14 protein-coding genes and 1 other annotated feature are annotated in these 15197 nt (G+C 59.8%); of the genes, 9 read left to right on the forward strand and 5 right to left on the reverse strand.

Annotated features, from left to right (window positions below; translation table 11 throughout):
- Nucleotides 1-322: 322 nt before the first annotated feature.
- Nucleotides 323-2251, forward strand: coding sequence for a murein transglycosylase (gene sltY, locus ACMGG9_RS01820; RefSeq protein ID WP_046898094.1), 1929 nt, complete (start codon nucleotides 323-325; stop codon nucleotides 2249-2251).
- 54 nt (nucleotides 2252-2305) lie between these two features.
- Nucleotides 2306-2635 (forward strand): trp operon repressor, encoded by a 330-nt coding sequence (gene trpR, locus ACMGG9_RS01825; RefSeq protein ID WP_033651718.1) that lies wholly within the window; start codon nucleotides 2306-2308, stop codon nucleotides 2633-2635.
- 11 nt (nucleotides 2636-2646) lie between these two features.
- Here the strand turns inward: trpR and yjjX are convergent, their stop codons facing one another.
- Entirely contained in the window at nucleotides 2647-3165 is a 519-nt protein-coding gene (yjjX, locus tag ACMGG9_RS01830) for an inosine/xanthosine triphosphatase (RefSeq protein ID WP_033641807.1), read from the reverse strand.
- 101 nt (nucleotides 3166-3266) lie between these two features.
- On the opposite strand from yjjX, the gene gpmB reads away from it, so the two are divergent.
- Complete coding sequence (gpmB, locus tag ACMGG9_RS01835; RefSeq protein ID WP_025305227.1) at nucleotides 3267-3914, forward strand: 2,3-diphosphoglycerate-dependent phosphoglycerate mutase GpmB; 648 nt, start codon at nucleotides 3267-3269, stop codon at nucleotides 3912-3914.
- Here gpmB and robA read toward each other — a convergent pair.
- Nucleotides 3911-4780 (reverse strand): MDR efflux pump AcrAB transcriptional activator RobA, encoded by an 870-nt coding sequence (robA, locus tag ACMGG9_RS01840; RefSeq protein WP_033641808.1) that lies wholly within the window; start codon nucleotides 4778-4780, stop codon nucleotides 3911-3913. The genes gpmB and robA overlap by 4 nt on opposite strands.
- 342 nt (nucleotides 4781-5122) lie before the next feature.
- On the opposite strand from robA, the gene creA reads away from it, so the two are divergent.
- Complete coding sequence (gene creA / locus ACMGG9_RS01845; protein WP_033641809.1) at nucleotides 5123-5602, forward strand: protein CreA; 480 nt, start codon at nucleotides 5123-5125, stop codon at nucleotides 5600-5602.
- 51 nt (nucleotides 5603-5653) lie between these two features.
- On the opposite strand, the gene arcA is transcribed toward creA, so the two are convergent.
- Entirely contained in the window at nucleotides 5654-6370 is a 717-nt protein-coding gene (gene arcA / locus ACMGG9_RS01850; RefSeq protein ID WP_004933003.1) for a two-component system response regulator ArcA, read from the reverse strand.
- 629 nt (nucleotides 6371-6999) lie between these two features.
- On the opposite strand from arcA, the gene ACMGG9_RS01855 reads away from it, so the two are divergent.
- The 5 genes from ACMGG9_RS01855 (at nucleotide 7000) to thrC (ending at nucleotide 12734) form a co-directional block, all read left to right on the forward strand.
- Entirely contained in the window at nucleotides 7000-7689 is a 690-nt protein-coding gene (locus tag ACMGG9_RS01855) for a tRNA/rRNA methyltransferase (RefSeq protein ID WP_033641810.1), read from the forward strand.
- Between the two features lie 212 nt (nucleotides 7690-7901).
- Nucleotides 7902-7970 carry a thr operon leader peptide gene (thrL, locus tag ACMGG9_RS01860; protein WP_099785730.1) on the forward strand — a complete coding sequence of 23 codons (69 nt, stop codon included), beginning with the start codon at nucleotides 7902-7904 and terminating at the stop codon, nucleotides 7968-7970.
- Nucleotides 7909-8026: a sequence feature (Thr leader region), on the forward strand. It overlaps the preceding gene by 62 nt.
- Nucleotides 8027-8050: 24 nt before the next feature.
- Complete coding sequence (thrA, locus tag ACMGG9_RS01865; RefSeq protein WP_033641811.1) at nucleotides 8051-10510, forward strand: bifunctional aspartate kinase/homoserine dehydrogenase I; 2460 nt, start codon at nucleotides 8051-8053, stop codon at nucleotides 10508-10510.
- Between the two features lies 1 nt (nucleotide 10511).
- Nucleotides 10512-11441: a homoserine kinase gene (gene thrB / locus ACMGG9_RS01870; protein ID WP_004932993.1), complete on the forward strand. Its 930-nt coding sequence runs from the start codon at nucleotides 10512-10514 to the stop codon at nucleotides 11439-11441.
- Nucleotides 11442-11444: 3 nt separating this feature from the next.
- Nucleotides 11445-12734 carry a threonine synthase gene (gene thrC / locus ACMGG9_RS01875; RefSeq protein ID WP_047572712.1) on the forward strand — a complete coding sequence of 430 codons (1290 nt, stop codon included), beginning with the start codon at nucleotides 11445-11447 and terminating at the stop codon, nucleotides 12732-12734.
- 46 nt (nucleotides 12735-12780) lie between these two features.
- Here the strand turns inward: thrC and yaaA are convergent, their stop codons facing one another.
- Complete coding sequence (yaaA, locus tag ACMGG9_RS01880) at nucleotides 12781-13557, reverse strand: peroxide stress protein YaaA (protein WP_414161875.1); 777 nt, start codon at nucleotides 13555-13557, stop codon at nucleotides 12781-12783.
- Nucleotides 13558-13662: 105 nt separating this feature from the next.
- Nucleotides 13663-15099, reverse strand: a complete 1437-nt coding sequence (locus ACMGG9_RS01885; RefSeq protein WP_004932985.1) for an alanine/glycine:cation symporter family protein — start codon at nucleotides 15097-15099, stop codon at nucleotides 13663-13665.
- Between the last annotated feature and the right edge of the window lie 98 nt (nucleotides 15100-15197).

Here is a 15197-nt window from a genome sequence, read left to right on the forward strand (position 1 = left end):
AAATGCAATAATGTGATAACTAATAATTAGAAAGTATTTTACTTTTCCAATAAATGCCGTTGCGGCTAATAAAAATCCGGCCGGCGATAATATCCCGCCGCCCTGATTTGTCAGCCAAAGTAAACGTTTTTTACCTGGCTCCGATCATGGCGATACACTTCTTCTTCTACAGTATTGAATGGATGAGCGATTGCGCTGTCTATGGTAGATATCTGCGTCCGGGCCGTGCGCCCGGTTTTATTTTGTTCTGCGGCGCCGTGGCGCGGCGGTCACCGGGGAGCTGGGCGGCTCCCGCGGCACAATCAGTGAGGAAAGAGCGAGGATGGTCAAGGTGGACAAGCGACGGCTGTTGGCGATGGGGCTGTGCCTGACGGCGTTTTCGGGCGCGGCGCTGGCGGATTCTCTGGATGCGCAACGTCAGCGCTACCAGCAGATCAAGCAGGCGTGGGACGGCAATCAGATGGACGTGGTGGCGCAGCTGATGCCGACGCTGCGCGATTACCCGCTTTATCCTTATCTGGAATACCGCGAGCTGACTCAGGATCTGAGTCAGGCGGGGTTCTCCGAAGTGAACGACTTTATCAAACGCAACCCGACGCTGCCGCCGGCGAAATCGCTGGCGCCTCGCTTCGTCAATGAACTGGCGCGGCGCGAAGATTGGCGCACCCTGCTGGCCTTCAGCCCGCAGCCGCCCAAACCGGTGGCGGCGCGCTGCAACTATTACTACGCCAAATGGGCCACCGGCGACCAGCAGGCGGCCTGGAGCGGCGCCGACGAGCTGTGGCTGAACGGCAAAACGCTGCCGGGCGCCTGCGATCGGCTGTTCAGCGTCTGGCGCGGCGCAGGCAAGCAGACGCCGCTCGATATTCTGGCGCGCATGAAGCTGGCGCTGAAAGAGGGCAACAGCTCGCTGGTCAGCAACCTCTACAGCCAACTGCCGGCCGACTATCAAACCATGGGCAACGCTCTGGTGCGCTTGCAAAACGATCCGACCACCGTGGAAGCCTTCGCCCGCAGCGTAGGGCCGACCGACTTTACCCGTGCCGCCACCGGCATCGCCTTTGAGCGCCTGGCGCGGCAGGATGTGGAAAACGCGCGGGCGATGATCCCGACGCTCGCGCGGCTGCAGAAAATGAGCGACGAGGAGCGGCTGGGGCTGGAAGAGGCGGTGGCCTGGCGCCTGATGGGCAGCGACGCCACCCTGGAACAGGCGCAGTGGCGCGATCAGGTGATTCTGCGCAGCCGTTCGCCTTCGCTGCTGGAGCGTCGGGTGCGCATGGCGCTGGGCAACGGCGATCGGCAGGGCGTCGCGACCTGGCTGGCTCGCTTGCCGGAAGAGTCGCGCAACAAGGATGAGTGGCGCTACTGGCGCGCCAGTCAGCTGATGGACGAAGGCAAACGCGCCGAAGGCGAGGAGATGTTGCGCAATCTGATGACCGAACGCGGCTTCTATCCGATGGTGGCGGCGCAGAAGCTGAACGCAACCTATCCGGTGATGGTGGCGGTGGCGGCCAAGCCGCGCGCGTCGCTGACCGACGGGCCGGAAGTGGCCCGAGTGCGCGAGCTGATGTACTGGAATATGGACAACCTGGCCCGCAGCGAGTGGGGTTCCTATGTCGCCAGCCGCAGCCGGCCTGAACAAGAGGCGCTGGCGCGTTACGCCTTTGAGCAAAAATGGGCCGATCTGAGCGTGCAGGCGACCATCGTCGGCAAGCTGTGGGATCATCTGGAAGAGCGTTTCCCGGTCGCCTGGCCGCAGGAGTTCCGCCGCGCCACCGATGACAAGGGGATCACCAGCAGCTATGCGATGGCGATCGCGCGTCAGGAGAGCGCCTGGAATCCGAAGGCGCAGTCGCCGGTCGGCGCCTCCGGCCTGATGCAGGTCATGCCGCGCACCGCGCAGCATACGGTGCAGATGTACAACATTCCCGGCTATGTCGGGCCGAGCCAATTGTTCGATCCGCAGACCAACATCACCATCGGCACCAGCTATCTGGAATCGGTCTATCAGCAGTTCGGCCGCAACCGCATTCTGTCGAGCGCCGCTTATAACGCCGGCCCGTCGCGAGTGAACACCTGGCTGGGCAACAGCGCGGGGCGGATCGATCCGGTAGCGTTCATCGAAAGCATTCCGTTCTCGGAAACCCGCGGCTACGTCAAGAACGTGCTGGCTTACGATGCGTTTTACCGCTATCTGACGCACCGGCCGGCCAAGGTGCTGACCGACGCCGAGTGGCAGAGACGTTATTGATTTTGACGGCCCTATGGTATGCTGCTGTACTAGTTAAATAGTATGGTGGCTGCCATGACGCAATTATCGTTAAACGACCCCGCTCTTTCAGAACAAGGCAATGAGGATTGGCTGCGCTTCGTCGCGCTGCTGCAGAATTCGTTTGCGCACGAACTGCATCAACCGCTGTTGCAATTGATGCTGACGCCGGACGAGCGCACCGCGCTGGGCACCCGGGTGCGGATCATTCAGGAATTGATGCGCGGCGAGATGAGCCAGCGCGAGCTGAAAAATGAACTGGGCGCGGGGATCGCCACCATCACCCGCGGTTCTAACAGCCTGAAAGCGGCTTCACCCGCGCTGAAACAGTGGCTTGAGCAGCAGTTGCTGCACGACGCGCCCTAGCAGACTCTGCGTTATTGCTGATAGATGGCGTTGTGGAACGGCACCAGCGCCAGCAGCAGCGCCTGATGATAAACGCTGGTGCGGCTCAGCCGGCCGTCGGTGAAGACGCCGATGGCGCCGCCCTGGCGCTTCACCTCGGCGTTGCCGGTGATCGTCGCCATTTCGCTGCCCAATTCGCGGCCTTCGCGAATACCTTGTAAGATGACTTCCGGCAGCATCAGGCTCGCCGAGCGGGATTCGCCGCGGATGGACGGGTTCTCGATGGTCATCCAGGCGAAGGTCATATTCTCTTCAATCCCGGCTTCCACGCCGACCCAAAAATCGGCCTCGGGCCTGACCTGGCGCGCTTCCATCACGCGTTGACGCGCACCGGTGCGCGTTTCGTGATTGCCTATCGGCTGCAGCGAAACGCCGCTGGCGACGTCGACGGGTTCAATGCGGTATTGGCCTGCGCCGAAGACGTCATCGAAGGCCAATTGAATAGCCTTGATCTTTGCCGGGTTGGTAGTTGCAGCGACAACATGGTACATAACGGGTTTGATATCCTTCTGGCCGATACGCCGGGCAGCGGCAAAAGCGCCGCCGGGCCGGGGATAAACGCAAATTTCACGCAGTATAACGGAAAACAAAAATGTTACAGGTATACCTCGTTCGCCACGGTGAAACGGAATGGAATGCGGCTCGCCGCATCCAGGGTCAGTCCGACAGCCCGTTAACCGCCATGGGGGAACACCAGGCCCGTCTGGTCGCCAGGCGCGTCAGCAAAGAAGGCATTACGCATATCATTACCAGCGACCTGGGGCGCACGCGCCGCACCGCGCAGATCATCGCCGAAGCCTGTGGCTGCGAAGTGATTGGCGATCCGCGTTTGCGTGAGCTGCACATGGGGGTTCTGGAAGAACGCCTGATCGACAGTTTGACGCCGCAGGAAGAACAGTGGCGCAAACAGATGGTCGATGGTACTCCTGACGGCCGTATCCCTCAAGGCGAATCCATGGAGGAGCTGGGCGAGCGCATGCGCGCCGCGCTGGAGAGCTGCCTGATGCTGCCGGAGGGCAGCAAGCCGCTGCTCGTCAGCCATGGCATCGCGTTGGGGTGTTTGATCAGTACGGTGCTCGGGCTGCCGGCCTATGCGGAACGCCGCCTGCGCTTGCGCAACTGCTCACTGTCGCGCGTCGATCACCAGCAGAGCCCGTGGCTGGCTTCCGGCTGGATCGTCGAAACGGCGGGCGATGTCACGCATCTGGACATGCCCGCGTTGGACGAACTGCAGCGTTAACGTCGAATCGGGATCAGGTAATCGCACTTGATCTCGGTAGGCGCCTGATGCGGACGGCGCTCGCCTTTCGGGTAGAAGCGCTCGATGTCGTGCCCTTTGCGGCGCGTCAGTTTGAGCTCCGGCAGGCAAGTGCCGTAGACCGTCAGGATAAAGTCCTGCAGGCCTCCGATGGGCCCTTCATAGCTGAACATTGCAAATTCGCCGCCCGGCAGCACCAGCGGTTGAACTTCCTGCACTTTATCAGGCACCTGATCCGGCTCCAGCGCCGTGGTGTACAGCACTTCCTGTTCGTCGTCCTTCTCCTGGCTCGGACGCGAGTGGTGCAACCCGTATAGCACCGGCGGCAAGGTTTCGACTTCGCCGAGGAACTGGCGCCAGAACTGCGAGCGCAGCTCGGTGCGCACGGTGGTGATCTGTTCCAGCGTGCAGGAGTAGCTTTGGGTCAGGCCGACCAGATGCTTATCCGGCAACGAGAGGAACTCGGGCTGCGGCAGAGTGAAGGCCCCCAGACGGATCGGCGGGCAGATGCCGAACGCGTTCCAGTCTTCGGCGCGGCGGTACAGCGCCGGCGTTTGCGCAAACTGTTTCTTGAAGGCGCGCGTGAAGGTCTGCTGCGAGTCGAAGCGATATTGCAGAGCGATATCCAAAATCGGCCGGCTGGTCAGGCGCAGCGCGACGGCGGCCTTGGACAGCCTTCTTGCCCGGATGTAAGCACCGATGGCATTACCGGTAATATCTTTGAACATCCGTTGCAGGTGCCATTTGGAGTAGCCGGCCTTGGCCGCCACGTTATCCAGCGACAAGGGTTGGTCCAAATGGCTTTCCAGCCAGCTAAGCAGATCACGAATGATACCGGCTTGATCCATAGATCTTCCTCGTAAAGCTTGGGGGTAGGAACCCGAACTGTTGATTCGTCACGCTGGTGCTGCGCTATCAGACCGATCCATGAGCCATTATGCGTTGCACTCTTTGCCTCTGCTGCGCATGCCGCGCCAGAGTTGGATTGGGGTACACCGTAGTGGGCGCAAAGAAATAACGACGCCGCATCATAGCAATTTTTTTCCTCCGCGACTCTCAAAGATTTTTGTCACGCTCTGTGCTAAAACGGACGGTGCGGACCCGTAAAAACCCGATTCCGTGAGCTTAGACATAAATAATGGTGATCGCCGAGCCCATTTTCGCGGCAAGGTTATATCGGAGTTAAGTAAATGAAAAAAAGCTGGATATTTTTATTCGGTTTGGTTTGCGCAACCGTGGGAAGCGCACAGGCGGAGCAAGTGGGTTCCGTTGATACGGTGTTTAAATTGTTAGGGCCGGACCACAAAATCGTGGTCGAAGCGTTCGACGATCCGGATGTTAAAAATGTAACTTGTTATATCAGCCGCGCCAAAACCGGCGGCATCAAAGGCGGGCTGGGCCTGGCGGAAGATACCGCCGACGCGGCCATTTCCTGCCAGCAGGTCGGGCCTATCGAGCTGAGCGACAAGATCAAAAACGGCAAGGCGGAAGGCGATGTGGTGTTCCAGAAACGCACGTCGCTGGTGTTCAAGAAGCTGCAGGTGGTGCGCTTCTACGACGCCAAACGCAATTCGCTGATCTACCTGAGCTACTCCGACAAGGTGATCGACGGCTCGCCGAAGAATGCGCTGAGCGCGGTGCCGATCATGCCGTGGGCTGAGGCAAAATAAAAAAACGGGGTTCAGCATGCTGAACCCCGTTTTCATGACGGCAGGCTGGAATTACTCTTCCAGATCGCCGCAGAAGCGGTAGCCTTCGCCGTGGATGGTGGCGATGATTTCCGGCGTGTCCGGCGTCGATTCGAAGTGCTTGCGAATGCGACGGATGGTGACGTCCACGGTGCGGTCATGCGGCTTCAGCTCGCGGCCGGTCATCTTCTTCAGCAGTTCGCCGCGGGACTGGATCTTGCCCGGGTTTTCGCAGAAGTGCAGCATGGCGCGGAATTCGCTGCGCGGCAGCTTGTACTGTTCGCCGGCCGGGCTGATCAAAGAGCGGCTGTTGATGTCCAGCTCCCACCCGTTGAACTTGTAGCTCTCGACCAGGCGGCGCTCTTCGCCGAGGCTGCCCAGATTCATGGTGCGCGACAGCAGGTTGCGCGCGCGGATGGTCAGCTCACGCGGGTTGAACGGTTTGGTGATGTAATCGTCGGCGCCGATTTCCAGGCCGAGGATCTTATCCACCTCGTTATCGCGGCCGGTCAGGAACATCAAGGCGACGCTGGCCTGTTCACGCAGTTCGCGCGCCAACAGCAGGCCGTTTTTGCCTGGCAGATTGATGTCCATGATGACCAGATTGATATCATTTTCAGACAGGATATTGTGCATCTCTGCACCATCATTGGCTTCATGAACAATGTAGCCTTCCGCCTCGAAAATGCTCTTCAGGGTGTTACGAGTGACTAACTCGTCTTCGACAATCAGAATGTGCGGGGTCTGCATATTTGCTACCTAAAATTGCCAACAAAATAGAAAATAGGAAGTACAGAAGTCTCTGTTTTCTTAGAGGAGGGCAGAGATAGCGCCACGTTCCCTCTCAGCAAATGACTAAAGTACGTAAACTCGTTCTTGATGCACTTTCCATCTCATGTCAACAAGATCGCTAGCCTGGTGGGGATGCCGTTCCCTACAACCCCTTGGGTGCCAAAACGGCGCATATCCTAACCCCATTAACAGCAATATAACAGCGCGTGCCGAATTCATCACCCAACAAAACTACGCTTTGTTGACATATATCAAATTCAATTGTAGCACGTTAACAGATTTGTGAAAAACACTTACAGAAATGCCAGTTTAAGTCACAGAACCTCAAATTCTGTGAACGATTCAGCATTATCCGGCCTGATAGGATACAATTATTCGCTTATTGATCATCGCGTTGTTTTAACTCATTGATAAATAAATGCAGTAAAACATAAGCATGAATAATGACTATTACGACAGGTTTATTAGCTCAACGAGCCGTTTAATCTTGTTTGTTGCTATTAACGCGTTTATTGTTACGCAATTGTAAATACATGCGGGCGCTGCGCTATCGTCAAAAATGCAGGCCCGCCTTCGGTGGAAGAGTGATGCAGCTTCATATTGTTCTAGTGGCTCCGGCGCGGCCGGAAAACGTCGGCGCGGCGGCGCGCGCGATGAAAACCATGGGTTTCGCTTCGTTGCGCATCGTCGACAGCGAGGCGCATCTGCAGCCGGCGGCGCGCTGGGTGGCACATGGGGCCGGCGAGATCCTCGACGGCGTGCAAACGTTCGCCACGCTGGAACAGGCGCTGGCGGATGTGGATTTTACCGTCGCCACCACCGCCCGCAGTCGCGCGCGTTTTCACTACTACTGCACGCCGCCTGAGCTGCTGGAACAGCTGAGTGAGCGTAAGCAGTGGGTCGGCCAGGCCGCGCTGGTATTCGGCCGCGAGGATTCCGGCCTGACCAACGAAGAGCTGGCGCTGGCGGATTTGCTGACCGGCGTGCCGATGCAGGCGGACTATCCGTCGCTCAACCTGGGTCAGGCGGTGATGGTGTACTGCTACCAGTTGGCGAGCCTGATGGGCGTCAACGCCGCGCCGCAGGAGGCTGCGGCGCCTGAAGGGCAACTCAGGGCGTTGCGCCGCCGCGCCGATGCTTTGTTGGATGCCCTGGAGGTCGGCGATGACCAAAAATTGCGCGACTGGCTGCACCAGCGCCTCGGTGCGTTGCCGCAGCGAGATACGGCGATGCTGCATACGCTGCTGCACGACATCGAAAAAAAACTCGCCAAGTGATAGCGGCTCCAGCAGGCGGTTACTCAGTGTGATCCACTATTAAACCGGCTTTAGGTTGTTTTTTTGTTCTGTCATTTTGCTTTTCACCTGTTGCATCGCGCATTACCGCCGCTGAACGGAAAATAAGCAAAAAAAAGAAATCGTTTGACTTGGGATAGCGATTGCTTTAACCAATAGAGGGGACAGAGTATTTCATGAGACAGACAGACAACATGCGCAATATCAGCCTGACTACCACAATTATTACCACCACCGATACCACAGGTAACGGGGCGGGCTGACGCGCACAGGAAACACAGAAAAAAGCCCGCACCTAATCAGTGCGGGCTTTTTTTTCGGCTTAAATTCGGAGAGATCACAAATGCGAGTGCTGAAATTTGGCGGAACCTCGGTAGCGAATGCGGAACGTTTTCTGCGCGTCGCCGACATCATGGAGAGTAACGCGCGTCAGGGACAGGTAGCCACGGTCTTGTCCGCCCCCGCAAAGATCACCAACCATCTGGTGGCGATGATCGACAAAACGGTGGCGGGCCAGGACATTCTGCCGAATATGAGCGACGCCGAGCGGATCTTTGCCGACCTGCTGAGCGGGCTGGCGCAGGCGCTGCCGGGCTTTGAATACGATCGTTTGAAAGGCGTGGTCGATCAGGAATTCGCGCAGCTCAAACAGGTGCTGCATGGCGTCTCGCTGCTGGGGCAGTGCCCGGACAGCGTGAACGCGGCGATCATCTGCCGTGGCGAAAAGCTCTCCATCGCCATCATGGAAGGGGTGTTCCGCGCCAAAGGCTATCCGGTCACGGTGATTAACCCGGTGGAGAAACTGCTGGCGCAGGGCCACTACCTGGAGTCCACCGTGGACATCGCCGAGTCTACGCTGCGCATCGCCGCCGCGGCGATCCCGGCCGATCACATCGTGCTGATGGCCGGTTTCACCGCCGGTAACGACAAGGGCGAGCTGGTGGTGCTGGGCCGCAACGGCTCCGACTATTCCGCCGCGGTGCTGGCCGCCTGCCTGCGCGCTGACTGTTGCGAGATCTGGACCGACGTCGACGGCGTTTATACCTGCGATCCGCGCACCGTGCCGGACGCCAGGTTACTGAAATCGATGTCGTACCAGGAAGCGATGGAGCTTTCCTATTTCGGCGCCAAAGTGTTACACCCCCGCACCATCACTCCGATTGCCCAGTTCCAAATCCCTTGCCTGATTAAAAACACCTCCAACCCGCAGGCCCCCGGCACGCTGATCGGCAAAGACAGCACCGATGCCGATATGCCGGTGAAGGGCATCACCAACCTGAACAACATGGCGATGATCAACGTCTCCGGCCCGGGCATGAAAGGCATGGTCGGCATGGCCGCACGGGTGTTCGCCGTGATGTCGCGCGCCGGCATTTCGGTGGTGCTGATCACCCAATCCTCTTCCGAATACAGCATCAGCTTCTGCGTGCCGCAGGGTGAACTGCAGCGCGCTCGTCGCGCGCTGGAAGAGGAGTTCTATCTGGAGCTGAAAGACGGCGTGCTGGATCCGCTGGACGTGATGGAACGCCTGGCGATCATCTCGGTGGTCGGCGACGGCATGCGCACCCTGCGCGGCATTTCGGCACGCTTCTTCTCCGCGCTGGCGCGCGCCAACATCAATATCGTCGCCATCGCCCAAGGGTCTTCGGAGCGTTCCATTTCGGTGGTGGTCAGCAATGATTCCGCCACCACCGGCGTGCGCGTCAGCCACCAGATGCTGTTCAACACCGATCAGGTGATCGAAGTGTTCGTCATCGGCGTCGGCGGCGTTGGCGGGGCGTTGATCGAGCAGATCTATCGTCAGCAGCCGTGGCTGAAGCAAAAACATATCGATCTGCGGGTGTGCGGCATCGCCAACTCGCGCGTGATGCTGACCAACGTGCACGGCATCGCGCTCGACAGCTGGCGCGACGCGCTGGCCGGCGCGCAGGAGCCGTTCAATCTCGGCCGTCTGATCCGGCTGGTGAAGGAATATCACCTGCTGAACCCGGTGATCGTCGACTGTACCTCCAGTCAGGCGGTGGCCGATCAGTACGTGGACTTCCTGGCGGACGGTTTCCACGTGGTGACGCCGAACAAAAAGGCCAACACCTCGTCGATGAACTATTATCAGCAGCTGCGCGCGGCCGCCGCCGGTTCGCACCGCAAGTTCCTGTACGACACCAACGTCGGCGCCGGTCTGCCGGTGATTGAGAACCTGCAAAACCTGCTGAACGCCGGCGATGAACTGGTGCGTTTCTCCGGCATCCTGTCCGGCTCGCTGTCCTTTATCTTCGGCAAGCTGGACGAAGGGCTGTCGCTGTCGGCGGCGACCCTGCAGGCTCGGGCCAACGGCTACACCGAGCCGGATCCCCGCGACGATCTGTCCGGGATGGACGTGGCGCGCAAGCTGCTGATCCTGGCGCGCGAGGCCGGTTATAAACTGGAACTGAGCGATATCGAGGTCGAGCCGGTGCTGCCGCCATCCTTCGACGCGTCGGGCGACGTGGACACCTTCCTGGCGCGGTTGCCGGAGCTGGATAAAGAGTTCGCGCGCAACGTGGCCAACGCCGCCGAGCAAGGCAAGGTGCTGCGCTATGTCGGCCTGATCGACGAAGGGCGCTGCAAGGTGCGCATTGAGGCGGTGGACGGCAACGATCCGTTGTATAAAGTGAAGAACGGCGAGAACGCGCTGGCCTTCTACAGCCGCTACTATCAGCCGTTGCCGCTGGTGCTGCGCGGCTACGGCGCCGGTAACGATGTGACCGCAGCGGGCGTATTCGCCGATCTGCTGCGCACACTGTCATGGAAGTTGGGAGTTTAATATGGTTAAGGTGTATGCACCGGCCTCGATCGGCAACGTCAGCGTCGGTTTCGACGTGCTGGGCGCGGCGGTTTCGCCGATCGACGGCACGCTGCTGGGCGACTGCGTCAGCGTCGAAGCCGCCGAGACGTTCAGTTTGCAGAATGCCGGGCGCTTCGTCAGCAAGCTGCCGGCCGAGCCGAAAGAGAACATCGTTTATCAATGCTGGGAGCGCTTCTGCCAGGAGATCGGCCGCGAAGTGCCGGTGGCGATGCGTTTGGAAAAGAACATGCCGATCGGATCGGGGCTGGGTTCCAGCGCCTGTTCGGTGGTCGCCGGGCTGATGGCGATGAACGAATTCTGCGATCGCCCGTTGGATAAGACGACGCTGCTCGGCCTGATGGGCGAGCTGGAAGGGCGCATTTCCGGCAGCGTGCATTACGACAACGTGGCGCCTTGCTATCTGGGCGGCCTGCAGCTGATGCTGGAAGAAGAAGGCATTATCAGCCAGGAGGTGCCGTGCTTTGACGATTGGCTGTGGGTTATGGCCTATCCGGGCATCAAAGTGTCCACCGCCGAAGCGCGCGCCATTTTACCCGCGCAATACCGTCGTCAGGATTGCATCAGCCATGGCCGCTATCTGGCCGGCTTTATTCACGCCTGCCATACCCGGCAGCCGCAGCTGGCCGCCAAATTGATGCAGGACGTGATCGCCGAACCGTACCGCACCCGGCTGCTGCCGGGCTTCGCCGAAGCGCGCAAGGCGGCGCAGGAGATCGGCGCGTTGGCCTGCGGCATCTCCGGCTCTGGCCCGACGCTGTTCGCCGTCTGCAATGACGGCGCCACCGCGCAACGCATGGCCGCCTGGCTGCAACAACACTATCTGCAAAACGACGAAGGTTTTGTTCATATTTGCCGTCTGGATACCGCAGGCGCTCGACTACTGGGATAACGCATGAAACTGTACAACCTTAAGGATCACAACGAGCAGGTCAGCTTCGCGCAGGCGATCAAACAAGGCCTGGGCAAGCAACAGGGGCTGTTCTTCCCGCTGGATCTGCCGGAGTTCGAACTGACCGAAATCGACCACCTGCTGGAGCAGGATTTTGTCACCCGCAGCAGCCGCATTTTGTCGGCCTTTATCGGCGAAGAGGTGCCGGAAACGGCGCTGAAGAAACGCGTGCAGGCCGCCTTTGAGTTCCCGGCGCCGGTGGCGAAAGTGACCGATGACGTCTCCTGCCTGGAGCTGTTCCACGGCCCGACGCTGGCGTTCAAAGACTTCGGCGGCCGCTTTATGGCGCAGATGCTGGCGGAAGTGGCCGGCGAGCAGCCGGTGACCATTCTGACCGCCACCTCCGGCGACACCGGCGCCGCCGTGGCGCACGCCTTCTACGGCCTGAAAAACGTGCGGGTGGTGATCCTGTATCCGCAGGGCAAAATCAGCCCGCTGCAGGAAAAGCTGTTCTGTACCCTGGGCGGCAACATTCACACCGTGGCGATCGACGGTGACTTCGATGCTTGTCAGGCGCTGGTGAAGCAGGCGTTCGACGATCAGGAATTGAAAGACGCGCTGCACCTGAACTCGGCCAACTCGATTAACATCAGCCGTTTGCTGGCGCAGATTTGCTACTACTTCGAAGCGGTGGCGCAGCTGCCGCAGGAAGCGCGCAATCAACTGGTGATTTCGGTGCCGAGCGGCAACTTCGGCGATCTGACCGCCGGGCTGCTGGCCAAATCGCTGGGCCTGCCGGTGAAGCGCTTCATCGCCGCCACCAACGCCAACGACACCGTGCCGCGCTTCCTGACCAGCGGCCAGTGGCAGCCGCACGCTACGGTCGCGACGCTGTCCAACGCCATGGACGTCAGCCAGCCGAACAACTGGCCGCGCGTGGAAGAGCTGTTCCGTCGCAAGGTCTGGCAGTTGAAGGAGCTGGGTCACGCGGCGGTCAGCGACGAGACCACCAAAGACACGATGCGTGAGCTGGCCGAGCTGGGCTATATCTCCGAACCGCACGCGGCCATCGCCTACCGTGCGCTGCGTGACCAATTGCAGGAAGGGGAGTTCGGCCTGTTCCTCGGCACCGCGCATCCGGCCAAGTTTAAAGAGAGTGTGGAAGCGATACTCGGCCAGGAACTGCCGTTGCCGAAAGCGCTGGCGCTGCGGGCTGAGCTGCCGCTGCTGTCGCACACGCTGCCGGCCAACTTCGGCGAGCTGCGCAAGTTCCTGATGGGGCTGCCGGCCTGAAGTTCGGCAGGGTAAAATGCGAAAAGCCGTCTTGCGACGGCTTTTTTTATGCCTGCTCCGGGCGTTTGAACACCAGTTCATTGCCTTGCGAGGCGGCTTCGTCGAAGGCGTAGCCTTCCAGGTTGAAGTCCGCCAACTGCTCGCTGCGCGTCAGGCGGTTTTTGATGATAAAGCGGCTCATCAACCCGCGCGCTTTCTTGGCGTAGAAGCTGATGACCTTGAACTTGCCGTTCTTCTCGTCGAGGAACACCGGTTTGATCAGCGAACCGTGCAGCTTGGCCGGCTTCACGGCTTTGAAATACTCGTCTGACGCCAGGTTGACCACCACGTCGTCGCCCTGTTGCTCCAGCGCTTCGTTGAGCTTTTTGGTGATCTGATCGCCCCAGAAGCTGTACAGATCTTTGCCCTTCGGGTTTTCCAGCTTGATGCCCATCTCCAGCCGGTACGGCATCATCAGATCGAGCGGGCGCAGTACGCCATACAGGCCGGACAGCATGCGCAGATGCTGCTGGGTGAAGTCGAAATCGGCTTCGTTGAAGTCCTGCGCCTGCAGGCCGGTATATACGTCGCCCTTGAACGCCAGCAGCGCCTGACGGGCGTTGTCCGGGGTAAATGTCGGTTGCCATTCGCTAAAGCGCGCGGCGTTCAGCCCGGCCAGCTTGTCGCTGATGCTCATCAGGCTGGCGATTTGCGCCGGCGTCAGCTCGCGGCAAATGTTGATAAGCTGCTTAGACTTGTTCAGCAGTTCGGGCTGCGTGAAGCGTTTTGTCGCCAGCGGGCTGTCGTAATCGAGCGTTTTTGCAGGTGAAATAATAACGAGCATGGCCAGATCCTGTTTATCCAAGTGCGCATACTGTAGCAAAAAGCGCGGGAAAAAGGGGCTATCGGTCCAATAGGCGGGGCGCGCATCGCACGCGCCCCGGAATACTCAGCGCGGCGGCTGCTTGTCGTCCCACACGCCCGGCTCCAGCTGTGATTTCAGCTCCGGGTAACGGTTGGCGTCGAAGGTCGGCAGCTTGCCCAGGCGGCGCTGGCGATGGTAGTCGTCGGCCAGCTTCAGCGCGACCCGCGACAGCAGCAAGATAGCTGTCAGGTTGGTGATCGCCATCAGCGCCATGGAGGTATCCGCCATTTTCCACACCAGCGGCAGCTCCGCCAGCGCGCCGAACATCACCATGCCCAGCGCCACGCAGCGGAAAATCAACAGGCCGCCTGGGTGGTTGTGCTCGAGGAACACCAGATTGCTCTCGGCATAGGCGTAGTTGGCGATGATCGACGTAAAGGCGAAGAAGAAGATGGCGATGGCGACGAACGGAGTCCCCCAACTGCCGACGGCGGTCGACAGCGCGCGCTGGGTCAGATCGATGCCGCTGATGCTGTCAGTCGGCTGATCGAGAATGCCGGAAGAGAGGATGATCGCCGCGGTGGCGCTGCAGATGACGATGGTGTCGATAAATACCCCGAGCATCTGCACGTAGCCCTGTGAAGCGGGATGCGGCGGATAAGGCGAGGCGGACGCCGCCGCGTTGGGCGCCGATCCCATGCCGGCTTCATTGGAGAACAGGCCGCGCTGCACGCCCTGGGTCATCGCCTGGGAGATACCGTAACCGACGGCGCCGGCCGCGGCTTCCTGCAGGCCGAAGGCGCTTTTGAAGATCAGCGTCAGGATCGCCGGCATGTGCTCGATGTTATGGCCAATCACCCAGAGAGCCAGCAGCAGGTAGGCGCCGGCCATCAGCGGCACCACCAGCTCGGCCACTTTGGCGATGGAGCGGATGCCGCCGAAGATCACCACGCCGCTCAGCAGCACCAGGCCAATACCGACGTGCAGCGGCTGTAAATGGAAGGCGACGGCGGAGGCCTGCGCGATGGAGTTGGCCTGTACGGCGTTGAACACCAGGCCGAAAGCGATGATCAGGAAAATGGAGAACAGCACGCCCATCCAGCGCATGCCGAGTCCCTTTTCCATGTAATAGGCCGGGCCGCCGCGGTAGTTACCGTTGTCGTCTTTGGTTTTGTAGAGCTGAGCCAGCGAGCTTTCCACAAATGACGTGGCCATGCCGATAAACGCCACCACCCACATCCAGAAGATGGCGCCGGGGCCGCCGGCGGTCAGGGCGATGGCGACGCCGGTCAGGTTGCCGGTGCCGACGCGCGCCGCCAGCGTGGTGCACAGCGCCTGGAAAGAGGAGATGCCGGCGCTGTCGCTTTTATTGCTGTTTTTCAACACCGAGAACATGTGGCTGAAGTGGCGGAGCTGGATAAAACGGGTGCGCAGCGTGAAGTAAATGCCGGTGCCGAGCAGCAGATAAATCAGCACCGACCCCCACAAAATGTTGTTTATAAAATTCATCAGGTCCGTCAAGGGATCCCTCCTCCTTATCGAAATGTCATGCGCACCTGGCAGCATCCACCGCAGGTGAGAAATATTGGCCTATTTTTTACAAGAGCTTAGCTGGAATC

The organism is Serratia sp. BNK-10 (genome assembly GCF_047456065.1).
GTDB lineage: Bacteria > Pseudomonadota > Gammaproteobacteria > Enterobacterales > Enterobacteriaceae > Serratia > Serratia ureilytica.